This is a genomic window from Aquihabitans sp. G128, from assembly GCF_019048865.1.
Lineage (GTDB): Bacteria > Actinomycetota > Acidimicrobiia > Acidimicrobiales > Iamiaceae > Aquihabitans.
In genome coordinates this window covers 3,651,527-3,677,881 of record NZ_CP077604.1, presented here as the reverse complement: position 1 = coordinate 3,677,881, position 26,355 = coordinate 3,651,527, and the positions used below count along the sequence as shown (strand labels likewise).

At 73.2% G+C, this 26,355-nt stretch carries 23 protein-coding genes and 1 pseudogene; 6 read left to right on the top strand and 18 right to left on the bottom strand.

Features of this window, described 5'->3' with window-relative positions; genetic code table 11:
* Positions 1-353 precede the first annotated feature (353 nt).
* The 6 genes from KSP35_RS17670 to KSP35_RS17645 all read right to left on the bottom strand — a co-directional run bounded on the left by KSP35_RS17670 (position 354) and on the right by KSP35_RS17645 (position 4,984).
* Entirely contained in the window at positions 354-1,574 is a 1,221-nt protein-coding gene (locus tag KSP35_RS17670; RefSeq protein WP_216997116.1) for a c-type cytochrome, read from the bottom strand.
* Positions 1,574-2,425, bottom strand: coding sequence for a ubiquinol-cytochrome c reductase iron-sulfur subunit (locus tag KSP35_RS17665; RefSeq protein ID WP_216997115.1), 852 nt, complete (start codon positions 2,423-2,425; stop codon positions 1,574-1,576). Before KSP35_RS17665 ends, KSP35_RS17670 begins: the two co-directional genes overlap by 1 nt.
* Before the next feature lie 15 nt (positions 2,426-2,440).
* Positions 2,441-3,205, bottom strand: a complete 765-nt coding sequence (locus tag KSP35_RS17660; RefSeq protein ID WP_216997114.1) for a menaquinol-cytochrome c reductase cytochrome b subunit — start codon at positions 3,203-3,205, stop codon at positions 2,441-2,443.
* 15 nt (positions 3,206-3,220) lie between these two features.
* Positions 3,221-3,994 (bottom strand): selenite/tellurite reduction operon b-type cytochrome ExtP, encoded by a 774-nt coding sequence (gene extP / locus KSP35_RS17655; RefSeq protein WP_216997113.1) that lies wholly within the window; start codon positions 3,992-3,994, stop codon positions 3,221-3,223.
* A gap of 77 nt (positions 3,995-4,071) precedes the next feature.
* Positions 4,072-4,488, bottom strand: a complete 417-nt coding sequence (locus KSP35_RS17650) for an ATP-binding protein (protein WP_216997112.1) — start codon at positions 4,486-4,488, stop codon at positions 4,072-4,074.
* Between the two features lie 4 nt (positions 4,489-4,492).
* A complete protein-coding gene (locus tag KSP35_RS17645; protein WP_216997111.1) occupies positions 4,493-4,984 on the bottom strand; it encodes a hypothetical protein in 492 nt (163 codons plus the stop codon).
* Positions 4,985-5,331: 347 nt separating this feature from the next.
* Here KSP35_RS17645 and KSP35_RS17640 point away from each other — a divergent pair, with 347 nt between their 5' ends.
* The gene (locus KSP35_RS17640; protein ID WP_216997110.1) at positions 5,332-6,147 is read left to right on the top strand and encodes a cytochrome c; all 816 of its coding nucleotides are present in this window, start codon (positions 5,332-5,334) and stop codon (positions 6,145-6,147) included.
* 170 nt (positions 6,148-6,317) lie between these two features.
* The gene (locus KSP35_RS17635) at positions 6,318-7,577 is read left to right on the top strand and encodes a geranylgeranyl reductase family protein (protein WP_216997109.1); all 1,260 of its coding nucleotides are present in this window, start codon (positions 6,318-6,320) and stop codon (positions 7,575-7,577) included.
* 25 nt (positions 7,578-7,602) lie between these two features.
* Here KSP35_RS17635 and KSP35_RS17630 read toward each other — a convergent pair whose 3' ends face one another.
* The 5 genes from KSP35_RS17630 to KSP35_RS17610 all read right to left on the bottom strand — a co-directional run bounded on the left by KSP35_RS17630 (position 7,603) and on the right by KSP35_RS17610 (position 12,830).
* On the bottom strand, positions 7,603-8,391 hold the full coding sequence (locus KSP35_RS17630; RefSeq protein WP_216997108.1) for a HugZ family protein: 789 nt from the start codon (positions 8,389-8,391) through the stop codon (positions 7,603-7,605).
* Positions 8,392-8,516: 125 nt separating this feature from the next.
* Positions 8,517-8,876, bottom strand: a complete 360-nt coding sequence (locus tag KSP35_RS17625) for a hypothetical protein (protein WP_216997107.1) — start codon at positions 8,874-8,876, stop codon at positions 8,517-8,519.
* 7 nt (positions 8,877-8,883) lie between these two features.
* Positions 8,884-10,311, bottom strand: a complete 1,428-nt coding sequence (zwf, locus tag KSP35_RS17620; RefSeq protein WP_216997106.1) for a glucose-6-phosphate dehydrogenase — start codon at positions 10,309-10,311, stop codon at positions 8,884-8,886.
* Positions 10,311-11,213 (bottom strand): phosphogluconate dehydrogenase (NAD(+)-dependent, decarboxylating), encoded by a 903-nt coding sequence (gene gnd / locus KSP35_RS17615; RefSeq protein ID WP_216997105.1) that lies wholly within the window; start codon positions 11,211-11,213, stop codon positions 10,311-10,313. The genes zwf and gnd overlap by 1 nt, the downstream gene beginning before the upstream one ends.
* A gap of 66 nt (positions 11,214-11,279) precedes the next feature.
* Positions 11,280-12,830 (bottom strand): hypothetical protein, encoded by a 1,551-nt coding sequence (locus tag KSP35_RS17610; protein ID WP_216997104.1) that lies wholly within the window; start codon positions 12,828-12,830, stop codon positions 11,280-11,282.
* Positions 12,831-12,977: 147 nt separating this feature from the next.
* Between KSP35_RS17610 and KSP35_RS17605 the strand changes: the two genes are divergently transcribed.
* On the top strand, positions 12,978-13,187 hold the full coding sequence (locus tag KSP35_RS17605) for a hypothetical protein (RefSeq protein ID WP_216997103.1): 210 nt from the start codon (positions 12,978-12,980) through the stop codon (positions 13,185-13,187).
* A 35-nt stretch (positions 13,188-13,222) separates the two neighbouring features.
* Here the strand turns inward: KSP35_RS17605 and KSP35_RS17600 are convergent, their stop codons facing one another.
* From KSP35_RS17600 to hemB, 3 genes are all read right to left on the bottom strand, one after another.
* Complete coding sequence (locus KSP35_RS17600; protein ID WP_216997102.1) at positions 13,223-15,796, bottom strand: EAL domain-containing protein; 2,574 nt, start codon at positions 15,794-15,796, stop codon at positions 13,223-13,225.
* Positions 15,797-15,830: 34 nt separating this feature from the next.
* A complete protein-coding gene (hemL, locus tag KSP35_RS17595) occupies positions 15,831-17,117 on the bottom strand; it encodes a glutamate-1-semialdehyde 2,1-aminomutase (protein WP_254126829.1) in 1,287 nt (428 codons plus the stop codon).
* A 172-nt stretch (positions 17,118-17,289) separates the two neighbouring features.
* Positions 17,290-18,270 (bottom strand): porphobilinogen synthase, encoded by a 981-nt coding sequence (hemB, locus tag KSP35_RS17590; RefSeq protein ID WP_216997100.1) that lies wholly within the window; start codon positions 18,268-18,270, stop codon positions 17,290-17,292.
* Positions 18,271-18,492: 222 nt separating this feature from the next.
* Between hemB and KSP35_RS17585 the strand changes: the two genes are divergently transcribed.
* From KSP35_RS17585 to KSP35_RS17580, 3 genes and pseudogenes are all read left to right on the top strand, one after another.
* Complete coding sequence (locus KSP35_RS17585) at positions 18,493-18,657, top strand: hypothetical protein (protein ID WP_216997099.1); 165 nt, start codon at positions 18,493-18,495, stop codon at positions 18,655-18,657.
* A 106-nt stretch (positions 18,658-18,763) separates the two neighbouring features.
* Positions 18,764-18,976 (top strand): annotated as a pseudogene (locus KSP35_RS26105) (AAA family ATPase); the annotation flags it as partial.
* A gap of 64 nt (positions 18,977-19,040) precedes the next feature.
* Positions 19,041-21,557: a LuxR family transcriptional regulator gene (locus KSP35_RS17580; protein ID WP_216997098.1), complete on the top strand. Its 2,517-nt coding sequence runs from the start codon at positions 19,041-19,043 to the stop codon at positions 21,555-21,557.
* Positions 21,558-21,561: 4 nt separating this feature from the next.
* Here the strand turns inward: KSP35_RS17580 and KSP35_RS17575 are convergent, their stop codons facing one another.
* From KSP35_RS17575 to KSP35_RS17560, 4 genes are all read right to left on the bottom strand, one after another.
* Entirely contained in the window at positions 21,562-23,574 is a 2,013-nt protein-coding gene (locus KSP35_RS17575; protein WP_216997097.1) for a S9 family peptidase, read from the bottom strand.
* A gap of 107 nt (positions 23,575-23,681) precedes the next feature.
* The gene (locus KSP35_RS17570; protein ID WP_216997096.1) at positions 23,682-24,362 is read right to left on the bottom strand and encodes an HAD family phosphatase; all 681 of its coding nucleotides are present in this window, start codon (positions 24,360-24,362) and stop codon (positions 23,682-23,684) included.
* A 130-nt stretch (positions 24,363-24,492) separates the two neighbouring features.
* On the bottom strand, positions 24,493-25,395 hold the full coding sequence (locus tag KSP35_RS17565; protein ID WP_216997095.1) for a carbohydrate kinase family protein: 903 nt from the start codon (positions 25,393-25,395) through the stop codon (positions 24,493-24,495).
* A 13-nt stretch (positions 25,396-25,408) separates the two neighbouring features.
* Positions 25,409-26,344, bottom strand: coding sequence for a pseudouridine-5'-phosphate glycosidase (locus KSP35_RS17560; protein ID WP_254126828.1), 936 nt, complete (start codon positions 26,342-26,344; stop codon positions 25,409-25,411).
* Positions 26,345-26,355: the final 11 nt, after the last annotated feature.

The window sequence follows — 26,355 nt, the reverse complement described above, 5'->3', positions numbered from 1 at the left end:
GATGAGCTCCGGCGTGCGGGTGCGCTCCTTGGCCGGGTCGGGCAGCTCGTCGGGCAGCGGCAGCGAGTCGGCCACCGCGATCCGTGAGCCGCTGGGCTCGCCCTGGGTGGTGTCGACCAGCTTCCAGGTGGGGGCCGGGCCCTTGTAGCCGATGCCGTAGATCGACCACACGATGCCCATGACCACGAACCAGCCCATGAGGCCGGTGAAGGCGATCAGGAAGCCGAGGCGGGCACCGCTGTTGGTGCCGATGATCAGGGCGACGGAGCCGCACAGGATCACGACCGCCACCGCGACGACCAGGAGGCCCTTGAAGCCGGGGTCCCACGTGATCGAGCTGAGGATGTCCAGCGTCATTGCGAGAGGCTCCGTTCGTACTCGACGATGGCGCGGACCTGGTCTTGGGTGAACATGGCGCCGTTCTCGGGGAGGCCTGCGTCGACCGGCGTCACGCCGACCTCGAGGTTGTCGGGGTTGAGCTTGGTCTCGGGCGTCACGCAGAAGCCGGGCATGCGGCCCGTGCCCATGGAGGCCTTGCCGTAGCGGGCGCCCTGCGAGCTGCCGAGGCAGACGAAGTCGACCTGCTGCTCGTAGCCGACGCTGCCGCCGGGGAAGTTGGCGGTGATGCCGCGGAGGTTCGGGCCCATGGCCCCGCCGCCGTCGGCTTCCTTCTCGCCGTAGGACCAGCCCTGGGTGTGGCAGCGGCCGCACGAGTAGGCGCCGCCGCCGAACCCGCTGGTGTAGCCGAGGTTGAACAGGGCTTCGCCCTCGCTCTTCCACTGGTTCGGGCAGGAGTCGGTGTCGACCTTGGTGGGGTCGAAGCTGGTGAGCGCCTCACCGGTGAGGCCCTTCTTGGCCGCCTCGGTGCGGGCGTCGACGCAGGTGGGGTCCTTGGCCTTCATGGCCTTGGCCAGCTCCTCGGTGACCGCCTTCTGCGACTCCTTGGGCGTGATCTGGATGCTCTCGAGGTAGTCGATCAGGTTCTGGAGCTTCTGCTCGGTGAGCGGGCCACCGCCCTTGGCGCCCCATGCCGGCATCGGCGAGAAGGGGCGGCCGTACTCGAGCACGTAGCGGACCTCGTCACGGGTGTAGCGCAGCAGCACGGTGTTGAGCGCCGGGCCCCGCCAGTCGACCGACTTCAGGTAGCGGCCCTCGGCGTCGGTCAGCGTGTACGGCGCCACGCCGCCCACGCCCTTGGTGCCGTGGCAGAAGGCGCAGTTGAAGCCGCCGTCCTCGGTGGGGGCGAACATCTCGGCGCCCCGGTCGACGAACTTGCGCTGCAGGTTGCCCTTCTCGTTGGCCTGGCGGCCCGGCTCCTGGAGCCAGTAGAGCGGCAGGCCGACGCCGACCACGATGAGGCCGAGCAGGCCGAAGGACAGGGTGCGGTCGAGCTTGCGGCCCTCGAGCTCGGAGTCCGGGAGGTACGGCTTGCGGTTGGCCGCCAGCTCGATCTCCGAGCCGATCTCGGGCTTGGCCTGGCGGACGTTGATGAACGCGTAGGCGATGGCGACCAGGAAGGCGATGCCCAGGAGGACGAGGCCGATCGAGGTCTGGGTGGAGGCAGCGAGGAGCATCAGTGGTGACCACCGGAGACGCAGTGGGGACCCTCGGCCTCTTGGCCGGTGGTGTTGGTGCCGATCGGCGGGCCCTGGATGATCAGGCCCGTGTTCACGGTGAGGGAGCCGTTGGCGACCTCCATGGCGAAGCGGTCCAGGCCACGGGGCGCGGGGCCGCCCTTCTTCTCACCGGCCTGGTTGTACTGCGAGCCGTGGCAGCCGCACTCGAACCACTTGGAGGTGGCGCAGGACGGCACGCGGCAGCCGAGGTGCACGCACTTCTGGTAGAGGGCGACCACGCCCGCCTCCATGCCGGCGAGCTCCGGGGCGCTGTAGACCTTGCGGGCCTTCTCCAGGGCGCCCGAAGGGTACGCGGTGACCCACATGCGACCCTCGGGGTAGTAGGCGAAGCCGCCGCCGGCGGTGATGGCCGCCTGGATGTCGGTGAGCTTGCCCACGCTGATCTTGGAGCCGAAGCCGCCCGAGGCCGAGGGCCAGAGGTAGGCCAGCAGGGCGCCGCCGAAGCCGCCGATGCTCAGCAGGAAGCCACCGATGATGGACCGGTTGAGGAACTGGCGACGGTTGACGCCGATCTCTTCGAGGTCCGGCGGGACGTAGGCGACCGGCGGGGCCGGCTCGGTGACGGGGACCAGGTCCCCGCCGCGGCGGGCCAGCTGGGCGGCGCGCTCGACGTCGCGCCCGGTGGTGCCCTCGAGGAGCGGGGCGGGCTTGCGGGAGCGCTTGTCGCGGCTCCGGGTCTCCCGAGACAGGTGACCGGCTCGCTCGGCCTCGCGGTTGCGCAAGGTGGAGACGATGAGGAGGCTCCCGAGGAGCACCAGCACCAGGACGGCGATGACGACGATGATCATGTCGGCCTTCCTTTCCTACAGCTCGAAGAACAGGCCCGCAGCCCACGGGAAGACGAAGAGCTGCCCGGGGCCTCGGAAGAACGAGCCGATGATGGTGAGCACTGCGCACGACATCATGAAGATGGTGAACAGCGAGATGGCGAACTTGCGGTCCTCCGGCTTGTTGGAGGGGTTCTTGTCGATGTAGGGGGCGAGCATCAGCCCGCCCATCCCGATGCCGGGGAGCAGCACGCCGGCGACCATCGGGTGGAACATCGAGAGCATCTCCTGGAGGCCCAGGAAGTACCAGGGCGCCTTGGAGGGGTTCGGCGTCTTGTTGATGTCGGCCAGCTCGAGCAGCGGGGCGTTCACGAAGATCGAGAAGATCAGCACGAACCCGATGCAGAGCAGGGCGGCCACGAACTCGATGGACAGCAGGTGCGGCCACACGTGGACCTTGTCCTGCGGCGCGGCCTTGACGTCCTGGATGGAGCCGGACTTGACCACGGTCAGCAGGCGCTGGGTGTGGCCGCCCGGGCCGGCGGCGACGGGCGGGGCGGCGGTGGCCACCGCGGTGCCCCCGGCGGGGGCGGCGGTGACGGACTCGCCGGCGCCGGCCTCGGCGCCCGCGGCCTTCGACCGGGCCGCCTTGGCCCGTTCGAGCAGGTGCGCGGGGATCTTGCTCTCGGCCTCGCTGGGCGCGGCGTCGGCCGCAGGGGCCTCGGGCTCGGCCTTGGCGGCAGCCGCCTTGGCGCGGGCCTCTTCGGCCCGCTTGCGGAGGTGCTCTGGGATCTCGGTCATGCCGTTGCTCCAGTCCTACAGGGGGCCACTGATGCCGCCGTCCTTGCGGACACGCCAGAAGTGGATGGCCATGAAGATCACGATGACGAAGGGGAGCATCAGCACGTGCAGCACGTACCAACGGAGGAGCGTATCGGTGCCGATCTCCGAGCCGCCGAGCAGCACGAAGCGCACCTGGTTCCCGAAGACGGGCGTGTAGCCCATCATGTTGGTTCCCACGGTCACGGCCCAGAGGGCCAGCTGGTCCCACGGCAGCAGGTAGCCGGTGAAGGACAGCAGCAGGGTCAGGAGCAGCAGCACGATGCCGATGACCCAGTTGAACTCACGGGGCGGCTTGTAGGCGCCGTGGTAGAAGACGCGGGCCATGTGCAGGAACACCGACAGCACCATCAGGTGGGCGGACCACCGGTGCATGTTGCGCACCAGGAGCCCGAAGGTCACCGAGGTCTGCAGGGTGTAGATGTCGTTCCAGGCCTGGGCGGCGGTGGGGCGGTAGAAGAACATCAGGAAGATGCCCGTCACCGTCAGCAGGATGAAGAGGAAGAACGAGAGGCCGCCGAGGCAGAGCGTGTAGCTCACCTTCACCGCGTGGCGCTTCACCTTCACCGGGTGCAGGTGGTACAGCACCGAGTTCATGATGACGTAGGACCGGTTCCGGGGGCTGTCGGTGTAGCCCTTCCGGAAGATCGACCCGGGACGGAAGATCGAGTTCCAGGCCTGCGAGCCCTGGACGCTGTCGGTCAGGTCCTTGAGCTTGTCGGAGCCCTTGTTCTGCATGGTCTTTGCCATCGGTGACTACTTCTCCCGATCGATCCGGCGGGGAGCCAGGGTGGTGCGGGTCGTGCGTGCGGTGGTGCGGTGCGGGCTCATCCGAGGCGCATCCCGTAGCCGTAGCCGTGGGTGTTGGTGCGCTGGTGGCCGTCGCCGTTGGCGGCGGGATCCCCGATCTTGCCGAGGATGATCACGCCGGTGGGGCAGCGATCGACGCAGAGCGCGCAGCGGGTGCACACGTCGTCGTCGATCAGGAAGATGACGTTGTCGCTGGGGTCGATGCCCGGGCGCTCGGTGCCGTCGGCCTCGGCGATGGAGCCGGGGTCCACCATGTGGATGCACTTCCACGGGCAGATGTCGACGCAGCCCTCGCACATGATGCACTCGGACTGGTCGATGTGGATGAACTGCTTCGGCTTGACCGCCTTGGCGAGGTAGTCGGCGTCCACCTCGACCAGCGCGTAGTCGGTGAGGAACTCCGGCATCGGCGGGTTCGCATCGGTCTTGGTCATGGCGTCAGGCCTTCACCAGCGGCCGGCCGTAGTTGGACTTCTCGACCTCTTCGGTCACGGCGTCGCCCCGCTTCTGCCACTTGGCCCACATGATCACGCTGAGGTTGAAGCCGAGGCCGTAGAGCAGCACGGTCACGAGGTCGGCGATGGTGCCCTTGGAGATGACGACGGGGATGTCCTTGAACCACCCGGTGGAGCCCGGGCCGGCGAGGATGGCGTCGGAGCGCATGGAGAGCGAGCCCTGGGCGTAGTTGAGCCAGCGGTCCGGGACCACGCCGAAGAAGAAGAAGAGGATGAAGGTGACGTACATGGCGGCGGCCATGGCCTCGCCCCAGCTGACCGGGGTGCCCTTCGGGCGGCGCTTCGCGTACCAGAGGATCGAGCCCATCATGGCGAACGAGAGCAGCAGGGAGCCGGTGAAGGCCACGTTGGCGAAGCCGAGGGCGATCGAGCAGACGACGTGCCACAGCTCGGCGCCGAGAGAAGCGGTGATCATTGGCGCTACTGCCTCCTCGTGAATCCGATCACAATACGGGTGGACGGGCACGACGCAGGTGTCGGTTCCGGCTCCGAATGACGGTCTAGCACGCGACCTCAGGACCCACACATTCCCACCGGGGTGGTTCTCACCCCGTTCACGAGGCCTCCTGGCGCCGTGGTTCTCGGCCTCCTGGCCGGCCGATCCGGCACGGCTCCCGGCCCCTGCCGGCCCCCGCCGGCGGCGCGCCCCCCCGGGAGCCCGTCGCCGCCGCTTGGCCCCCTCGCGGGGCCCACGCCTAGAGTGACGCCGTTCCGCGCTCGGCCCCTTGCCGGGTGCGCATCGACCGCCGCCGGAGGACGATCGTGACCGAGATCCCCGAGCACCTGCTCAAGCGTGCTGCCGAACGTCGCGCTGCCATGACCGGCGGCGGCGACGCCGCCGGTGCCGCGCCTGCGGCCGACGCTCCGGCCGCCGACGCCGGCGCTGCCGCCCCATCGGCTGCGGTGGCCAAGAAGGAGAAGGCGCAAGCGCCGCTCCCCACCCTCGACAACGAGCCCACCCCGGCCAAGCCGGACATCCCGGTGGTGGCCGCCGCCAAGAACCGGAAGCGGGTGCCGTTCTGGGCGGCGCCGATCCTGGCCCTGCTCCCGCTCTGGGCGTTCATCTACGTCTACGCCGTGCAGCCGCCGCCGGCCGGCGAGAACGACCCGCTGGTCATCGGCAAGGCCGTCTACACCGCCAACTGCGCCAGCTGCCACGGCGCCACCGGCGCCGGCGCCACCGAGGGCCTCACCGGCCAGCAGCTCAGCGACGGCCACGTCCTCAAGACCTTCTCGGACCCGCTGGCCATGGCCCACTGGATCGAGTTCGGCGCCGAGGGCGGCGCCCGCGCCGACGGCACCTACGGCGACAAGGACCGTCCGGGCGGCGCCATGAACACCAGCACCCTCCCCGGCGTGATGCCCGCCTTCTCCGGCACGCTCGACCCCGAGGAGCTGGCGGCCGTGGTCATCTACGTCCGGGACGAGATCTCCGGCGCCGACCCCACCGCCGACAAGTCCTTCAACGCCGAGACCTTCGCCGCCGACCCGGCGGCCGTGGCCGCCCAGATCACCGCGGTGGTCGAGGCCGGCCCCGGTGGCGACCCGGACCTGAAGGCCGCCGAGCCGGCCGGCTGAGCCCTCGGGCTCCGGCCCGCCACGAGCACGCCGCAGCGGCCGGTCCTCCGGGACCGGCCGCTGGCCGTTTCGGAGCCGTCGCTCGATGGCTGGTCGCGGAGGCGCTTCGGTAGGCTCGGGGGCGGTCGTCCGCTCGCCCGGCGACGCCGTCGAGAACCCGGAGCCCGAGCATGACCACCGTTGACCGAGCCGACGTGCTGGTGGTGGGCGGCGGTCCCGCCGGTGCCGCCACCTCCTACTGGCTGGCCAAGGCCGGCCACCGGGTGGTCACCGTCGAGCGCAAGACCTTCCCCCGGGACAAGACCTGCGGCGACGGCCTCACCCCGCGTGCGGTGAAGCAGCTCAGCGACATGGGCCTCTACGACGCGCTGCTGCCCTACCACCGCTACAGCGGCCTGCGGGCGATCGCCCACGGCGTGACCCTCGAGCTGAACTGGCCCCAGCACCCCGACTACCCCGACCACGGCTTCGTGGTGCGGCGCCGCGACCTCGACCAGCTGGTCTTCCAGCACGCCGGCGAGGCCGGGGCCGAGCTGCACGAGGGCACCGAGGCCATCGCCCCCATCGTCGACGGCGGCCTGGTCACCGGGGCGGTGGTCAAGGACAAGGCCACCGGCGAGACCCGGGACGTCCACGCCCGTTACGTCGTCATCGCCGACGGCGCCAACTCCCGGTTCGGACGGGCGCTCGGCACCGCTCGCAACAAGGCCTTCCCCCAGGGGATGGCCATCCGGACCTACTACGAGAGCCCCCTGCACGACGAGCCGTGGATCGAGAGCTGCCTCGACGTCCGGGACCGCAACGGCAACAGCCTCCCGGGCTACGGCTGGATCTTCCCGGTGGGCAACGGCACCATCAACGTGGGCATCGGCCTGCTCTCCACCTTCCGGGACTGGCGCGAGGTCAACACCTCGCACCTCATGAAGGAGTGGGCCGCGACCGCTCCGGACTACTGGAAGATCGATCCCGAGAACCCCTGCCAGCCGCCCACCGGCGGTCGCATCCCCATGGCCGGCTCGGTGAACCCCAAGGTCGGGCCCACCTGGGCCGTGGTCGGCGACGCCGGCGGCTCGGTCAACCCCTTCAACGGCGAGGGCATCGACTACGCCTACGAGACCGGGAAGATGGTGGCCGAGCTGCTCAGCGAGTCGCTGCTCTCCGGCGACGGCATGGCCCTGCAGCAGTACCCCAAGCTGCTCGAGGCGGAGTACGGCCTGTACTTCAAGGTGGCCCGCCTCTTCGCCAAGGTCATCGGCCAGCCGGTGCTCATGCGGGAGCTCACCCGCGTGGGCATCCGCAGCCGAAGCCTCATGGACTGGGTGCTGCGCATCATGGCCAACCTCCTCCAGCCCGACGAGGTCGGCCCCGCCGAGGCCGCCTACGCCATGGCCGCCGCCATCGTGAAGCGCGTCCCGGACCCGCTCCCCTAGCTCGCAGGCACCGCTGGCGCCGGGCTCAGGCCTGGGCGGCGCGGGCGGCCTTGACCAGCTCGACCGAGGCGGTGCGGATCTCCGGGCCGGTCGCGACCTCGGTCGGCCACGGCACGCGGACCCGGCCGGTGCCGCGCTCGCCGTGGGCCAGGAGGTCGAGGCCGTAGCGGTCGAGACCCAGGGCCGAAGCGCTGGTGGCGTCGGTGCGGCCGCCGGTGACCTGGGCGATGAGCAGCAGCGAGTCCGCGTGGTCGGCGTTGAGGTGCTCGATGGCGCCGGCGGCCGAGCCCGAGACCGGATCGGGGCGGGCGGCGCCCCACGTGGCCGGGTCGACCCACGACATGCGGCCGTAGCCGCCGACGAAGCGGATGGACTCGACGGTGACCCGCCAGAGGTGGAAGTCGCCGAAGTCGACGTAGTAGGCGGCGTGGGGGTTGCCGGCGAGGTGGGCCGCCTTGGCGGCCTCGCGCTCGTCGTCGGCCACCACCGCTGCGGTGCCCAGCAGCGTGACCCGGCCGGCGGCCAGCGGATCGGCGCCCTCGTCGACCACCTCGCTGATCAGCAGCGAGCAGCGCGGGTCCTGGCGGAGGTTCTGGGTGTGCTCGGCCATCTCCGAGATGCAGAGGATGGGCGAGCCGCCCTCGTCGATGCCGAACGGCGCGACCGAGGCGAAGGGCGTGCCCTGGGGCTCGCGGGCCACGGTGCCGAGGGTGCCGTGGACCCGACCGGTGGCGAGGGTCCGGGCCCGCTCGGCGTCGGACGGCTCCTGGCCGAGGATCACGGGATCGGGAGAGGTGCGCGGCTCGGCCGCCACGCCAACGGGCTGGTGCCCCTGCGGCGCGCTCACCGGAGGCCGCCGATCACGAGGGTGGGCACCGGCAGCATCGAGCTCATGGCCTCGACCCTAGGCAACCCGCCACGCTCGGCGACCAGCGGCGCTCAGACCCACGCGTCGAGGACGGTGCCGACGACCGTGGCCAGCACGGCCACGCCCGCCCAGGCCAACACCTGGAGGCCGCGGCCGAAACGAGGCGACGTGGACGAGGATGCGACCGCAAGGCCGAACCCGACGACCGCCACGGCGGAGAGCAGCAAGATCCATGCGGCCCCCACACGCAGGAGCTGGTCGCTCGCCGGCTCGGCGACCCGGTGGTCCCCCGTCACACGGAGTGCGACGCCGCCGAGGAGGCCTGCGCCGACGGCGAGCAGCAGCGACGCGACCGGGCGGCGCGTCGACGGTCCGGTGGCGCGATGCGCTTCCATGGGCGCATGGTAGATGCTACCGATCCGTAGCGCCACCCCTCGCTCAGGAGGGGGTGGTGACCGGGGGGCTGGGGTCGATCCAGCCGCCGACGTCGCTGGCCAGGCGGTCGGCCTGGCGGGGGCCCATCGTGCCCTCGGCGTAGAGGTGGACCTCCTCGTGGTCCTCGAGGACCTGCTCCACGATGCGCCACTGCTCGTCGAGGGCGTCCTCGCGGCCGAAGCGGCGGGCGTCGCCGTCCATGGCGTCGTCGAGCAGGCGCTGGTAGGCCTCCTCGCGCGGGCCGAGGGCCTCGGCGTAGGAGACCTCCAGGTCGACCGGCTCGGGGATGAGGTCCTCGCCGGGCTTCTTGGCGTGCAGGTGCAGCTTCACGCCGTCCTGCTTGCCCAGCTGGAAGCGGAGGAAGTTCGGGCCGGGCTCGGGCGAGCCCTCCGGGGTGAAGAGCAGCCGGGGCGGGGCGTTGAACGTGATGATCGCCTCGGTGGCGCTGGTGGCCAGCGACTTGCCGGTGCGCACCAGCCACGGGACCCCCGCCCAGCGCCACGAGTCGATCTCGAAGCGGACCGCGGCGTAGGTCTCGACGTCGGAGCCGCCCTCGACGCCCTCCTCGTCGACGTAGCCCCGGTACTGGCCGCGGACCAGGTCCTTCGACTCGAAGGTGCGGACCTGGCGCAGCAGCTTCACCTTCTCGTCGCGCAGCGACTGGGCGTCGGCACCGGCGGGCGGCTCCATGCCCAGCAGGGCCACGATCTGGAGCAGGTGGTTCTGCAGCACGTCGCGCAGGGCGCCGACGCTCTCGTAGAACTTGCCGCGGCTGCCCACCCCGAAGTCCTCGGCCATGGTGATCTGCACGCTGGAGATGAAGTTGCGGTTCCAGATCGGCTCCAGCATGGAGTTGGCGAACCGGAACACGAGCAGGTTCTCGACAGACTCCTTGCCGAGGTAGTGGTCGATCCGGAAGATCTCGTCCTCGGTGAAGGACTTGTGGAGCACGTCGTTGAGCTCCTTGGCGCTGGCGCTGTCGCGGCCGAAGGGCTTCTCGACCACCACCCGGCCGCCCTTGGCCACGCCGCAGGCGTCGAGGCCGGTGACGACGTCGTCGAAGAGGACGGGCGGGATGGCGAGGTAGAAGAGCGGGCGCTCGTAGCCCTTCAGCACCTTGGCGAGGTCGTCGTAGACCTGGCCCTCGCGGTAGTCCCCGCTGACGTAGTGGACCTGCTCGAGCATGCGGTCGAGCACGGCCTGGTCGAAGTCGGGCACCAGCTCGGTGACCGAGGCCCGCGCCTTCTCACGGATGAACTCGTCGTCGCCCTCGGACGACGCCACGCCGATGATCGGCGCCTCGAGCCGCCCGTCGGCCTCCATCTCGTAGACCGCCGGGAAGATCTTCTTGTGGGCGAGGTCCCCGGTGGCCCCGAACAGGACGAGGGCGTCGCTGCGCTCGGCCTTGGGAGGGGTGGGGTCGGACGCCATCAGTGCTGCTCGCCTTCGGGCGTGGTCATCTCGATGGCGTGGCCGCCGAACTGGTGCCGCAGCGCGGACACCACCTTCATGGCCTTGTCGTCCTCCCGGTGCTGCGAGGTGAAGCGGGCGAACAGGGCGGCGGAGATCACCGGAGCCGAGACGCCGTTGGCGATGGCCTCGGTGACGGTCCAGCGACCCTCGCCGGAGTCGGCGGCGACCGACGCGACGCCGTCGAGGTCCGGCGTGTCCTTCAGCGCCTTGATGAGCAGGTCGAGCAGCCAGGAGCGGACGACGCTCCCCTCCTGCCACGAGCCGATGGCGGCCTCGACGTCGATGCCGAGCGGCGAGGCCTCGAGGATGGCGTAGCCCTCGGCGTAGGCCTGCATGAGGCCGTACTCGATGCCGTTGTGGACCATCTTCACGTAGTGCCCGGCGCCCACCGGGCCGGTGTGGGCGTAGCCCTTCTCCGGCGAGAGGGCGTCGAAGATCGGTTGGGCGATGGCCACGGCTTCGTCGGTGCCGCCCACCATGAGGGCGTAGCCGTTCTCGAGGCCCCACACGCCGCCCGAGGTGCCGCTGTCGACGAAGTGGATGCCCTTGGCCGCCAGCTCCTCGCCGTGGCGGATGGAGTCGAGGTAGTTCGAGTTGCCGCCGTCGATGACCAGGTCGCCCTCGGAGAGCAGCTCGCCGAGGCGCTTGATGGTGGCGTCGGTGATGTCGCCGGCGGGGACCATGCTCCAGGCCACCTTGGGCTGGCCCTCGGCGGCGAGCAGCGGCACCAGCTCCTCCAGCGAGTGGGCGTCGGCGGACTCGATGCCCGGGTCCATGCCGACGACCTCGTGGCCGTGGCGGCGCAGCCGCTCGGCCATGTTCCCGCCCATCTTCCCGAGGCCGATCATGCCCAGCTTCATTCGTTGCTCCTTGGTGGTGACGTGCCCGTGGGGTGTGCGGGGGTGGACGGGGGCGAGCGGGCGCGCTCAGGCGCGGGCGGCCAGCTCGGCGAGGGTGGTGCGCACGGCCCGCAGGCCGTGCTTGGCGAAGGTGGCGAGGTCGCCGTCGGCCTGGGCGTGCTTGAGCTCGGAGAAGGTGAAGTCCTGCCCCGGGATCGCCGCGTCGGACGGATCGTCGCCGACGACCTGGAGGAACACGCCGGTGGGCGGGCCGCCCTTGTGGAGCTGGCCGGTGGAGTGCAGGAAGCGGGGGCCGATGCCGAACGTGGTGGCCACCTTGAACTCGTCCCGCAGGGCGAGGCGCAGCTCCTCGAGCTGGGGCACCGCCGGGTCGAACGGCTCCATGTAGGCCTGGACGGCGAGGTAGTCGCCGGGCCCGACCTGGTCGAGCACCTCGGCCAGGGTGGTGGCGGGCAGGTCGGGCCGACCCGACGCCAGGACCTCCTTGGTGGCCTCCTTGGCCTCGGCCACGTTGGGCTGGTCGTAGGGGTTGATCTCGAGCACCGCGCCGCACAGGGCGGTGGCGACCTCCCACAGCAGGACCTGGGCCCCGAGGTCGGTGGCCTCGGCGAAGGACAGCTCCACGACCGGGTGCCCCTCGCCGGCCAGCACGTCGAGGCCGATCTCCTGGTCGACGTCGCCGATGGCCACGAACAGGCGGTCGGCGCCGTAGAGGTCGCTCGGGCCGAGCGGCTCGTCGACGATGGGCACGGTCCCCGTGCCGTGCTTGCCGGTGGACTCGGCCAGCAGCTGCTCGAGCCACAGGCCGAACGTCTCGATGCGCGGGTCGATCACGAGGGTGACCTTGTCCCGGCCAGCCTTGACCGCGGCGCCGAGGATGGCGCCGAGGCGCAGGCCCGGGTTGGCGGCGGGGTCGCCGTCGCGCAGGGCCGGCGAGACGGCCTGGGCCGAGGCGACGAGAGCCCGCCAGTCGACCCCGGCGAGGGCGGCGGGGACGAGGCCGAAGAAGCTGAGCGCCGAGTAGCGACCACCGATGTCGGTGCGGTTCTCGAAGACCTCGCGGTAGCTGCGCTCCCGGGCCAGGTCGCCGAGGGCCGAGCCCGGGTCGGTGACCACGGCGAACGCCTCGGGACGAGCGACGCGATCCCAGAAGAAGTCGAGGTGGCTGCGCGTCTCCACGGTGCCGCCGGACTTCGAGGACGCCACGAACAGCGTTGTCTCCGGCGGGGACTGGGCCAGGATGCCGGCGACGGCGGCCGGGTCGGTGCTGTCGAGCACCGACAGCTCGAGGCCGGTGGCCACCTCGCCGAAGGTGCGGGCCAGCACCTCGGGGAACAGGCTGGAGCCGCCCATGCCCATGACCACCACGTGGGTGAAGCCGTCGGCCTTCGCCTGCTCGGCCACGGCGTCGAGGCGGGCCCCGGCCGCGAGCATGTCGTCGGTGACCTCGAGCCAGCCCATGCGATCGCTGATCTCGGTGGGGTCCTCGGCCCACAGGGTGTGGTCCCGGGCCCAGAGCCGGGCCACCGCGTCTCGCTCACCGAGGTCGGCCAGGGCGGCGTCGACGCCGGCCTGCAGGTCCCCGAGGCGCTCACGGCGGAATCCGGCGGTGGTCATGGAGGTGCTCCAGGGGGGTCGGCTGGTGGGGGCGGTTCGGCCCTACCCCCTTCTACCGCGCCCGAACACCCCGATGTACCCCGCCCGGGTGAACGGGCCGTGACGGGACGCGCCGACCGGCCTGCGGGTTCGGCCAGGATGGGCGCCATGGCCCTCCCCCAGCAGACCGTCACCGTGCTGCAGCGCACGGCGCTGTTCGATGTCGTGGCCGGCGTGGCGATCGCCGCCTACGGCGCCAGCAGCAGCTCGAGCTCGCTCACCATCCTGGGCGTCGCCTTGGCCGTGGTCGGGGCCGCCATGTTCCTCTGGGCCCGGTCCCAGCGCCCGCAGCCCCAGGGGCCGCTCAGCGACGGGTAGCGGCTCCGGCCGCCTGGGCGGGCGGGCCCGCCGGCTCAGGCCGAGGGCAGGGCGCGCGCCGCCAGCAGGGCGTCGATCTCGCCGGCCGCCACGGGCCGGCTGAACAGGTAGCCCTGGGCGAACTCGCAGCCGAGGCGCTCCAGCACCTCGCGCTGGGCCTCGGTCTCGATGCCCTCGGCGACGGTGACGAAGCCCAGGTTGTCGGCCAGCACCATGGCGGCCGAGACGATGGCGAGGTCGTGCGACGACGGATCGGTGACCCCGGCCACGAACGAGGCGTCGACCTTGAGGATGTCGGCCGAGGCGAAGCGGCGGAGGTAGTCGAGGGTGGCGAAGCCGGTGCCGAAGTCGTCGATGGCCAGGCGGACGCCGAGCTCCTTGAACCGCGCCAGCTGGTCGACCACCACCTCGGTGTCGGTGATGAGGTCGGCCTCGGTGACCTCCAGGCAGAGCCGCGACGGCTCGACGCCGTTGCGCTCCAGCGCGCCGGCCACGAAGTCGACCAGGTCGGCGTCGGCCAGCTGGCGGGCCGACAGGTTGGCCGCCACCTCGAGGGTGGGCCAGCGCGCCGCGGCCTCGGCCGCCTGCTCGATGACCCAGCGGCCGAGCGGGAGGATCAGCCCGGTGTCGGTGGCCACCGGCACGAACGCACCCGGCTGGACCATGCCGACGCCGGGCCGCTGCCAGCGCAGCAGCGCCTCGACGCCCACCATCTCGCCGTCGCGGAGGCGGATGACCGGCTGGTAGTGGAGCTGCATCTCGTCGTAGCGGATGGCGTCGCGCAGGGCGTTCTCGACCTCGAGGCGGGCGATGGCCCGCTCGCGGAGGCCGTCGTGGAACAGCGCCACGCGGTTGCGCCCGAGCTGCTTGGCCTCGTACATGGCGAGGTCGGCGTCCTGGAGCACGGCGGTGGGCTCGGCCTCGCCGACGACGTGCACCACCCCGATGCTGGAGGACACCACCACGCGGCCGCCGGGCAGGTCGACGGGCTCGGCGAGGGTGGCGGTGAGGCGGTCGGCCACCCGGGCGACCGCCTCGACGGTGTCGAGCTCCGGGCAGAGGACCACGAACTCGTCGCCGCCCACGCGGGCCACGACGTCGTGGGGCCGCAGCGTGCGGCGGAACCGGGTGGCCACCTCCTGCAGGAGCTGGTCGCCGGCGTCGTGGCCGAGGCTGTCGTTGATGAGCTTGAAGCGGTCGAGGTCGACGAACAGCAGGCCCCCGACCGACTCCGGGGTCGAGAACATCTCGCGCAGCCGGATCAGCAGGTCGCGCCGGTTGGGCAAGCCGGTCAGCTCGTCGTGCAGCGCGCCGTGGGCGAGGCGGGCCTGGAGGTCGTGGCGCTCGACGGCGATGGTGGCCAGGTCGACCACCAGGCCGAACAGGTCGGTCTCCTCGGCGGTCAGCTCGCCGGCGTGGTGGCGCAGCAAGGCCACCCGCCCCGAGACGATGCCGTCGGCCGCCACCAGGTCGGCCACCCAGGCGGTGGCGTACGCGCCGCTCGACGCGGCCCGGAGCACGGAGTCCCACCCCTCGTTGCGCCGGAAGACCGGACCGGGCTGGCTGGGCGAGGGGTGGCCCGGCGGCCGGATGATCCCGGTGCGCTCGAGGATGCCCACCAGGGCGGGATCGACCGCGCCGGGCTGGCTGAGGTAGGCCCCGGTGGGATCGAAGAAGCCGACCGTGAGGTCGCCGTCGGCCAGGCGCCGGCTGGCCAGGTGCTCCAGGGCGCGGAGCGTGTCGGCCACGGGCGCGCCGCGAGCGATGCGCTCCAGGAGGACGGTCTGCTCGCTGAGCAGGTCGGCGGCGCCCTCCTCGTCGGTGAGGTCCCGGCCGGTGAACAGGATGGAGTGGTCGCTGGCGCGGTCGCTCGACGCCCGGCCGAGGCGGAGGCGCCGCCAGGACCCGTCGGCGTGCTCGAAGCGGACCAGCGGGATGCGGCCCGGGCCGGTGCCGAGCAGCCGGTCGATGGCCGGGGCGGCGTCGGGGTCGGCCAGCAGGTCGTCGGCGTGCACGAAGTCGGCGAGGGAGCGCCCGACCATCGTGCCCGGCTCGCGCCCGAGGATCCTCGACACCGACGGGCTGACGTAGACCAGCCCGCCGAGCCGATCGCACACCATGATCAGGTCGGTGGAGCCCCGGAGCAGGCTGGTGGCCCAGGCCTCGCGCTGGCGCAGCTCCTCGACCACCGTGTCGCGCCGGGTGATGTCGCGGCAGCTGGCCACCAGGTAGCCCACGGCGGGGTCGTCCAGGGCGTTGGTGACGAAGAGCTCCACCTCGCGGAGCTGCCCGTCGGCCTGGACGATGGTGACCTCGATCGGCCCGTGCACCCCCGGACGCGACAGCACCTCGGCCAGCGCCTCGACGTGCAGCCGGTGGTTGGCGTCCTTGGCGAACAGGTCGAACATCGACCGGCCGACGAGGTCGTGCTCCTGCCAGCCGAAGAGCTCCGAGCCCCCGTTGGCCACCCAGCAGATGCCGCCCTCGCCGTCGGCGAGGACCAGCAGGTCGGGGACCGACCCGAGGAGGACGGCGGGGTCCAGGCCGGTCGGCAGGACCGGGCCGCGGCCGCCGAAGGGGGTGCCGCCGAGGGAGGCTGCGGCGCTCACGTGCGGGTGCCCTGCGGTCCTCGTCGGTCCGCCATCAGCCGGCCCCCGCCACCGCGATCGCTGCCGCGCCGGCGCGCTCGACGATCTCGTCGACCACGGCGTCGGTGTGGGCCAGGCCCGGGAACAGCACCTCGTAGGCGCCGGGCGCCAGCGCCACCCCCCGCGACAGGAGGGCGTGGAACAGCGCGGCGTAGGCCGCCTCGTCGGTGCCCCGGGCGCCGGCGTAGTCGACCGGCAGCTCGGTGCCGAAGAACAGCCCCACGAGGGTGCCGGCGCGGGGCACCTGCACGGTGAGGCCGGCGCCCTGCAGCGCCTGGGCCAGCCCGTCCGCCAGGCGGGCGGCGGTGCCGGTGAGCTGCTCGTAGGCGCCGTCGTCGAGCAGGTCGAGCGCGGCGAGCCCCGCGGCGGTGGCGAGGGGGTTCCCCGAGAGGGTGCCGGCCTGGTACACCGGCCCGAGCGGGGCGAGGAGGTCCATGAGGTCGGCGCGGCCGCCGAAGGCGCCCACGTTCAGGCCGCCGCCGATGACCTTGCCGAAGCACGTGAGGTCGGGCCGGACCTCGAAGGTGGCCTGGGCCCCGCCCCGGGCCACGCGGAAGCCGGTGATGACCTCGTCGAAGATGAGCAGCGCGCCCACCCGGTCGCACTCGGTGCGCAGGCCGGCCAGGAACCCGGGGACCGGGGCGACGAGGCCCATGTTGGCGGCGATGGGCTCGACGATCACGCAGGCGACGGTGTCGTCGAGCGTCGGGACCTGGTTGTAGGGCACCACCAGGGTCTCGGCCACGGCGGTGGGCGGGACGCCCGCCGAGCCCGGGACGCCGTCGGGCGAGTGGACGGGGTCGAGGTGGGCGACGGCCGAGCCGGACTCGGCGAGCAGCGCGTCGCCGTGCCCGTGGTAGTTGCCGGCGAACTTCACGACCTTGGTGCGGCCGGTGGCCCCCCGGGCCAGGCGGAGCGCGGTCATGGTGGCCTCGGTGCCGCTCGACACCATGCGCACCTTCTCGCAGCTCGGCACCCGCTCCGAGACGGCCTCGGCCACCAGCACCTCGCGCTCGGTGGGGGCGCCGTAGGAGGTGCCGTCCAGGGCGGCGGACCGGATGGCCTCGATCACCTTCGGGTGGGCGTGGCCGCCGATGATGGCGCCGTAGGACTGGACCAGGTCCAGGTACTCGGTGCCCTCGACGTCCCACACCCTCGCGCCCTCCGCCCGAGCCACGAAGTAGGGCGTCCCGCCCACCGAGCCGAAGGCGCGCACCGGCGAGTTCACCCCGCCCGGGATGACCCGCTGGGCCCGCTCGAAGAGTTCGGAGTTGGTGGTCACGGGAGGCCTCGGTGCGTCGGGAGGAGGGGGGTTTGGCGCCTGGCGAGCGTAGGCGGGCCGGGGTCGGCCCCGCGCTGGATCGGGCCGCCGCGACCGCCGCGCCGACGGGGCCGACGCAGAGGGCGTCCGGGCCGCCGCGCCCCGCGACGTGGGGCTCACCCGAAGCGGTCGGTCAGCCGCCCAGCGTCTGGGCGACCTCCTTGGCCAGGTAGGTGAGGATGACATCGGCACCCGCCCGCTTGATGGCGGTGAGGTGCTCGAGGGCCACCAGGTCGCCGTCGATCCAGCCGTTGGCGGCCGCCGCCTTGATCATCGAGTACTCGCCCGACACGTGGTACGCCGCCAGCGGCAGGTCGTGCTCGGCGCGCACCTGGGCCACGATGTCGAGGTAGGCCATCGCCGGCTTCACCATGACGATGTCGGCCCCCTCGGCCACGTCGGCCCGCACCTCCTCGAGCGCCTCCCGGCGGTTGCGGAAGTCCTGCTGGTACGCCTGGCGATCGCCCCCGCCGGCGATCTCCACGTCGACCGCGTCGCGGAAGGGGCCGTAGAGCCCGGAGGCGTACTTGGCGGCGTAGGCCATCACCGACACGTCGACCCAGTCCTCCTCGTCGAGCGCGTCGCGGATGGCCGCCACCTGGCCGTCCATCATCCCGGACGGCGCCACGATGTCGACCCCCGCATCGGCCTGGGCCACCGCCACCTCGGCGTAGCGGTCGAGGGTGGTGTCGTTGTCGACGAGGCCCTCGGGCGTGAGCAGCCCGCAGTGGCCGTGGTCGGTGTACTCGTCCAGGCACAGGTCGGCGATGAGCACGACGTCGTCGCCGAAGGCGTCGCGCAGGTCCCGCAGCGCCACCTGGACGATCCCGTCCGGATCGCTGGCCCCGCTGCCCTCGGCGTCCTTGTGCTCGGGCACGCCGAAGAGGATCACGCCCGGCACGCCCACGTCGATCAGCTCGCGCACCTCCTGGCGCAGCGACTCGAGCGTGTGCTGCGAGACGCCGGGGATGGAGGCGATCGGCTGCGGCTCGGTGATGCCCTCGCGCACGAACAGCGGGGCGATCAGGTCGTTCGGCGTGAGGACGGTCTCGGCCACCATCCGGCGCAGGGCCGGGGTGCGGCGGAGCCGGCGGAGGCGGCGCTGCGGGAACACGGCGCGAGCCTACGGGCGGCGCCGGCCGGCCCGACCACCGGTCGGCGCCGGCCCCTCGCTGACCAGCACCGATTCTCCGACGTAGGTCGTGTGACGTCCGGCCTAGGTAGCGCGCGGCCACGCGAATACGCATCGCGACCGATGTGGCGGCCTACCTCAGAGGCGCACGATGGATCCATGCCACCGGCCAGAGCGGTCGGGGCGAGACCAGGAGGCCCTGCGATGAGCGGAAGGTTGTACGAACGGATCACGGCCGGGCGGTTCGGCTCGGAGCGGACCGGTGGTCGCCGCCGTGGCGCCCGGGAGATCGACATCGAGGTGGCGTCGCACCGGGCATCGGTGCGCACCCCGAGCATCGGTGCGGCCCGGCCGGCCCGCATCTTCTAGGGGCCCCGTCCCCTCGCCCCCGGGGGCTCCGGCCCCCGCACCATCGGCATCCGAGGCTCCGGCGGGGGCCGGCGCCTCGGCCGCGGGTGATCGGTACGATCGCCCCATGCTTGCCGGGAGAAGTGGGCTCAGCCCGGTCATGGTGGGTCGTGCCACCCACCTCGACCGGCTGAGCTCGCTCCTGGCATCGCCGGAGGGCGGCCTCGGGCTGATCGGCGGCGGCGCCGGGATCGGCAAGTCCCGCCTGCTGCGCGAGCTGCAGGCCCAGCTGCCCGACGACGTCCTCGTCCTCGCCGGCCAGGCCGACCCCGGCGGGCTGAGCCACCCCTTCGAGCTGCTCCTCGACGCCGTCTCCGACCACGTCGCCCCCGACGACGGGCGTGGTGGCCCTCCGCCCCTCGGGCGCCGACCAGGGCCAGGGACCGCTGGCCACCCGCTTCGCCCTGGCCCGCGAGCTGCTCGACGACCTGGTGGGCGACCGGCGGTCCGTGGTGGTCTTCGAGGACCTGCACTGGGCCGACTCCGAGAGCATCGCCCTGCTGGAGCAGCTCGGCGCCCGTGAGGCCGGACGGCCGCCCCAGGTGCTGCTCGGCACCTACCGGCCGCGCGACCTCACGCGCCGGCACCCGCTGACCGAGGCCCTCCCCCGCCTCGAGCGCCGACCGTCGACGGTGCACTTGCGCCTCGACCGCTTCTCGGTGGCCGACGTGCGCGACTTCCTCGCTGCGGTCTACGGCGGCCAACCGAGCTACCGGGTGGCCGAGGGCCTGCACGCCCGCAGCGGCGGCAACCCGTTCTTCCTCGAGGAGCTGCTCGTCGCCTCCGGGGGCGCCGCGCTGGAGGACCTCGACACCGCGCCGCTGCCCTGGAACCTGGCCGAGGCGGTGCACAACCAGGTCGACGGGCTCGAGCCCACCGCTCGCGCCACCATCGAGACCGCCGCCGTGCTCGGACGACGCGTCACCTTCGACGTGCTCGCCGCGGTGACCGGCCTCGAGGAGACCGAGCTGATCGGCGTGCTCCGCGACCTCATCGCCCACGGGCTGCTGGTCGAGACCGAGCCCGACGTCTTCGGGTTCCGCCACGACCTCTCGCGGGAGGCCATCGAGCAGCGGCTCCTCGGGCGCGAGCACCGCCGCATCCACCAAGCCGCCCTCGACGCCCTCCAGCGGGCCGACAGCCACAACTTCGCGGTGATGGCCCGCCACGCCCGTGGCGCCGGCCGAGCCGCCGAGATGGTCGACCTCGCCCGTCGCGGCAGCGAGCGCTACCTCGCCATCGGGTCGAGCTTCCAGGCGCTCGAGCTGGCCGAGCTGGGCCTGAGCGAGGAGGACGACGACCTCGCCCTGCGCTCGGCGGCCGCCCGCTCGGCCTGGTTGGCCGGCCTGAACGACGACGCCGTCGCCCACGCCGAGCGGTGGGCCACCCAGGCCGAGCGGGCGGGTGACCTCGAGGGCCGCTCGGAGGCGCGCCGACTCCTCATGCGCCTCTACTGGGAGCGCGGCGACGAAGCGTCGCTGGCCCCGATCATCGAGGACATGGTGGCCGACCTCGACGTGCTCGCCGACGGCGAGGAGCGCACCGCCCTGCTCGCCGCCCTCGCCCAGCAGGCCATGCTGCGCGCCCGGGTCGACGACGCCCTCGCATGGGCCGAGCGGGCCGTGGAGGCCGCCGAGCGGCTCGACCTGCCCAGCATCCGGCGCGCCGCCCTGGTCGAGAAGGGCAGCGCCCTGGTGAACCACCGGGCCTCGGTGCGCGACAGCGTCCTGCTCCTGCGCTCGGTGGCCGAGGAGGCCAACGCCGCCGGCGAGGACTTCGTGGCGGCGCGGGCCTGGAGCAACGCCGCGTTCTCCAGCCTGGGCGTCCTGCCCTCGGGCGAGCGGCGCGAGCTGCTCGAGCTGATGCGGGCCGCCGCCGACCGGGCCGGCTGGGACCCCGAGGGGACCTACGCCTACACCCTCGGCCAGTTCGAGATCGCCCTCTACGACGGCGACCGCGAGCAGGCCGACCACTGGGTGGCCGAGTTCCGGCGCCTCGACCGCGAGCGCCGCGGCGACCAGTCGGGCTGGCTCCACCTGCGCGAGATCGGCCTGGCCCTCGAGAGCGCCGAGGTGGAACGGGCCCAGCGGCTCCTGGGCGAGGTCCGCGAGGTGGGCCGCGAGAAGCAGGAGTTCCTCCTCGGCGTCCGCCTGGCCGTCGCGGTGGCCGCCCGTCGCCCCGGCGACGTGGCCACCCACCTGGGCGCCCTGGTGTCGAAGGGGGAGGTCGACGGCCTCGACGCCGCCACGTTCGACGACGTGCTCGACCTGGTGGGCGAGCCCGGGTTCGCGCCCGACGACGCCCGCCGCCTGGTGGCCTCGATGGCGCGGATCTGGGGCTTCGAGTCGCGGTCCACCGCCTACGCCCAGCGGCGGTACCTCGGCCACGTCGAGCTGGCCGACGGCAACCTCAAGCTCGCCCTCGAGCACCTCGAGGCGACCTTCCTGGTCGAGCCCTTCGACCTGCCCATGGCGGCGCCTCACGCCGCCAGCGACCACCTCGCGGCGGCGCGAGCTCTCATCGGCCTCGGGCGCGCCGAGGAGGCCCGCCCCCACGCCGCGGCGGCCCGGCTGCTGCTGCAGCGCTGGCCCGGGCGCCGCCGCGACCAGCTGGCCGCCCTCGACCGGCGGCTGGGCGGCGGACCGCTGGCGGCCACGGTCGACGGCCCGCCGGCGCTCACCCCTCGCGAGCGCGAGGTGCTGGCCCTGGTGGCGGAGGGCCTGTCGAACGCCGACCTCGCCGAGCGGCTCTACATCTCGCCGCGCACGGCCGGCGTGCACGTGTCCAACATCCTGGCCAAGCTCGGCGTGGCCACCAGAGGCGAGGCCGCCGCCTGGCTGGTGCGCAACGGCGCTCGCTGAGGCCTCAGCCCGCCGCCGGTCCGACCTTGAGGTGGCGGTCGAAGAAGTCGAGGATGAGCTGGGCGCGCTGCACCCGGTGCTTGGGGCTCCCGCTGCGGGACAGCTCGTGGCTCTCCCCGGGGAAGCGGTGGTACTCCACCTCGCGGCCGAGCATCCGCAGCGCCACCCACAGCTGGTCGGCCTGCTCGACGGGGCAGCGCAGGTCCTCCTCGCTGTGCAGGAGCAGCATCGGCGTGGTGATCTGCTCGACGTAGGTGATGGGCGACATCCGCAGGTACTCCTCGGGGCCCTCCAGGTGCGACAGGCCCAGCTGCCACCGGAACAGACCCGCGGCGTCCGAGGACCACTCGCAGGTCAGCAGGTTGTTGACGGCCCGCTCGGAGCAGGCGGCGGCGAAGCGGTCGGTGTGGCCCACCAGCCAGGACGTGAGGTAGCCGCCGTAGCTGCCCCCCAGCACGCCCACGCGGTCGGCGTCGAGGAAGGGGAAGGCGCCGAGGGCGTGGTCGAGCACGGCCAGGACGTCGTCGGCGTCCTGCCCGCCCCACCCGCTGCCCGGCTCGACGGCCGAGAAGGGCGACCGGATGGCCCTCCCGAACGCCTGCTCGCGGCCGCTCGACCCGTGCGGGTTGGTGAACAGCACGCAGTACCCGGCGCTGGCCCACAGCTGGAACTCGTCGAACCACCGCTCGCCGTACTGGGTGAACGGCCCGCCGTGGATGCTGAGCAGCACGGGGTGGGGCTTCGACCGATCGAGGTCGGCCGGGGTGACCAGCCATGCGTCGAGGTCGCCCTCCGAGGGCGAGGCGACGGTGAAGCGCTCGGTGGGGTGCGCCGGGCGGCGGCGGTGGAAGCCGTCGGTGAGCGTGGTCAGGCGGCGCTCGGTGCCGTCGGCGTCGAGGACGTGGACCTCGGCCAGCCGGTCGGTGGTGGTGCTGGTGTAGGCCACCACCCCCGCCGCGAGGTCGAAGCCGGCCACCGTGCGCTCGGCGCCTCCGAGCACGATCTCGGGCGCCGCCGCTCCGTCGGCGGGCACCCGGAACAGCTTCACCGCACCCCGGTCCTCGGCGTTGAACACCAGGTGCTCGTCGTCCCACACCGGCGGCCGGGCGCCGGGGTACGGGGCATGGCTCCGGTCGAGCGCGTCGGCCGGGTACGTGACCGAGCCGTCGGCCACCTGCAGCACGGCCACCCGGTAGTTCGAGACGCTGACCGCCAGGTCCTCGGTGAGCCCCACGATGCGGGTGCCGTCGGGCGACCAGGCCAGCCCGGTCCACCCGATGGGCCCGCCGACGAGCCGCTCGGGGACGAGCGCCTCCTCGGGCACGCCCTCGCCCACGGTCACCGCGTGCACGCCGGTGCGCAGGTCGAGGTCCCAGTCGGGCTCGCTGCTGGCGGTGAAGGCCAGACGGGTGCCGTCCGGCGACCAGGTGGGGCTGGCGTGGTCGCCGGGGTTGTCGCCGCCGCTGACGGCGACCGCGGGGCCGGACCCGTCGGCCGGCACCGCCCAGATCCGGTTGGGCCGGTCGGTGATGAAGCCCTCGCCGTTCAGCCGGTTGAGCAGGTGGGTGATCTTCCGGGGCGGGCGGGAGGCGTCGTCGTCGCCGGCCGCGTAGCGCTCGCCCCGCTGCCGGCAGGAGAACGCGATGCGGGTGCCGTCGGGCGACCACCGGAGCTCGGCCAGCCCCTCGGGCTGCGACGTGAGGGTGACGGTCTCGCCGGGACCGTCGATGGCGAGGACGTGCAGCGTGGAGCGCTGCTCGTCGCCCTGCTTCTCACGGCTGCTGGTGAAGGCGAGGCGGGACCCGTCGGGCGACCACGCCGGGTTGCCGTCGCCCTCGGTGCCGGCGGTGAGCTGGCGGGGCGGCCGCGAGCCATCGGTGGGGGCCAGCCAGACGGCCGAGCGGTAGCGGTTGGCGTCGAGGTCGGTCCGCCGCACCACGAACGCCACGAGCGAGCCGTCGGGCGAGAGGGCGGGCTGGCCGAGGTCGATCAGGTGGCCGAGGTCGGAGGGGAGCACCCGACGACGGTACCCACGGCTCCCCGGCGGCGCCTCCGGCTTTGCGCGGTCCACCCGTTCGCCACGGTCGGCCGGCGCCCCGCCATCGGGCCGGCCGGCCAGGCGGGTCAGGCGGCGCGGTCCGCCACCAGCTCGGCCAGCTCGGCCAGGGTCAGGTGCTCGAGGCTGGGCACGGTGCGGTGGGCGGCGGTGAGGTCGGTGTGCACCGTGATGTGGCTGGGCACGGCCACCACCTTGAGGCCGGCGGCCACCGCCGCGGCGATCCCGGGGGACGAGTCCTCCAGGGCCACGCAGCGGGCCGGCTCGACCCCGAGGTCGGCGCAGGCCAGCAGGTAGGAGTCGGGCGCCGGCTTGGTGCGGCCGTGGACCCGGTCGGCGTTGGCGATGGTGGCGAACCGATCTCGCAGGCCGAGGCGCGACAGGTGGTCCTCGATCCAGCCCGAGGGCGAGCTCGACGCGATGGCGCACGGCACGCCGGCCCCGCGGAGCGCGTCCAACAGCGCTTCCACGCCGGGGTTGGCCGGGATGGTGTCGCGCCACGACCGGTCGGTCGCCGCGTAGGCCGCGGCGTAGGCCTCCTGGTCGATCGCCGAGCCGACCGCCGCCTCCATGCGGTGGAAGGAGTCGGCCTCGCCGTGGCCGATCACCGTCGACCAGCCCTCGACGGTGATGTCGTGGCCGATCGCCCGCAGCGCGCTCCGGGAGGCCTCGAAGATCGGCGTCTCGGAGTCGAACACCAGCCCGTCGAAGTCGAAGACGACAGCGTCGGGCAGCGGCAGCGCGGTCACCGCCCCAGGGTGCCACGCGCCCCCGCCCCCACCGCCAACCGGTCGGGCACGCACCACCCCGAGCCGGGCTGGATCCCGGTCAACCAGCGACCACATCCCAACCCACGACGAGGGTGGGGAGGGGGCGGGGCTAGGCGGTGGCGGGGCGGGCGCCCTGGCGGGTGACGGCCGTGGCGCCGGCGGCGACGGCGGCGTTCAGGGCGGCCTCGACCTCGTCGCCGGCGCGGCGGGCGGCGATCCAGCCGGCGGCGAAGGCGTCGCCGGCACCGGTGGAGTCGGCCAGGTCGACCGGCAGGCCGTCGGCCACCGCGGAGTCGACGCCGTCGGTCCAGGTGGCGCCGGCCGAGCCGTGCTTGACCGCCACCGAGGCCACCTTGCCGAGCACGGCGGCGACCCCGCCGAGGGCTTCGATCTCGGCGTCGTTGGCGAAGACGATGTCGGCGCCCTCGATCCAGTCGAGGAAGGCCGAGGCGCCGACCGACTTGAGCGGGGCGGCGCTGGCGGCGTCGACGGACACGGTGCACCCGGCGGCGAGGGCCGCCGAGATGGCGGCCTTGCCGGCGTTGCGGGACCCCTCGCCCAGCAGGGCGTAGCCCGAGAGGTGCACCCACCCGGGCAGCGGGTCGAGCGACTCGATGACGGCGCTCACGGGCAGGCGGTCGTTGGCGCCCCGGTCCGGGAGCATGGTCCGCTCGCCGTCGGGGCCCACCAGCACGACGCAGGTGCCGGTGGCCTCGTCGGCCAGGGTCGGGCCCACCACGTCGACGCCGGCCGCAGCCAGCTCGTTGCGGGCGCGGGCGCCGAGGTCGTCGTCGCCGGTGGCGGCGAGCAGCCGCGGCCGCTCGCCCAGCGCGGCCAGCCAGGAGGCCGTGTTGGCAGCCGAGCCGCCGCCGTTGAGCCGGACGCGCGCCGGGGTGTCCGAGCCGGGGTTGAGCGGGTCCTTGTGCACGGCGACGACGTCGACCATGAGGTCGCCGACCACCATGACGTCGCTGGGGGCGGCCTCGACCGCGGGGGTGGTGCTGTCGCTCATCGGTGCGGGTCCCTCAGTGGTTCGCGGCGGCGACGGCGATGCGTGCGGCCAGGGCGGCGTTGCCCAGGATGATCTCGATGTTGGCACGGAGGCTCTCGCCGCCGGTGGCCTCGTGGAAGTGGGCCAGCAGGAACGGCGTGACGTCCTTGCCCCGCACCCCCGCCGCCGTGGCCGCCGCCAGCCCCTCGTGCAGCACCCGCTCGTGCAGGTCCGGGTCGACCTGGCGGTCGACCGGGAGGGGGTTGGTGACCAGCAGCGTGCTGTCGGCGCCCAGGTCGCGGCGGGCGGCCATGATCGCCGCCACCTCCTCGGGCGAGTCGACCCGCCAGTCGAGCCCGAAGCCGGAGTCGTTGAGGTAGAAGCCGGGGAACCGGTCGGTCCCGAAGCCCACCACCGCGACGTTGAGCGTCTCGAGCCGCTCCAAGGTGGCGGGAACGTCGAGGATCGACTTCACGCCGGCCGAGACGATGGTGATGGGCGTGGTGCCCAGCGTGGTGAGGTCGGCCGACTCGTCCCAGGTCTCCCTGGCCTCGCGGTGCACGCCGCCCAGCCCGCCGGTGGCGAACACGTCGATCCCCACGAGGGCGGCGAGGTGGGCGGTGGACGCCACGGTGGTGGCGCCGTGGCCGCCACGGGCCGCCACGGTGGCGACGTCGCGCAAGCTGACCTTCACGACGTCCTCGGAGGTGGCGATCACCCCGAGCGCTTCGGCGTCGAGGCCGATGCGGACCACGCCGCCGACCACGGCGATGGTGGCGGGCACCGCGCCCTGGCCGCGCACCGCCGCCTCGATGTCCGCGGCGATCTCCAGGTTCCGGGGCCGGGGCAGGCCGTGGCTGATGATCGTGCTCTCGAGGGCCACCACGGCCCGGCCGGCACCCAGCGCCTCGGCGACCTCGGGGGCCACCAGGATGCGGTCGGGGAGGGCTTCGAGGGCGACGACGGGCACCGGTCGAGTCT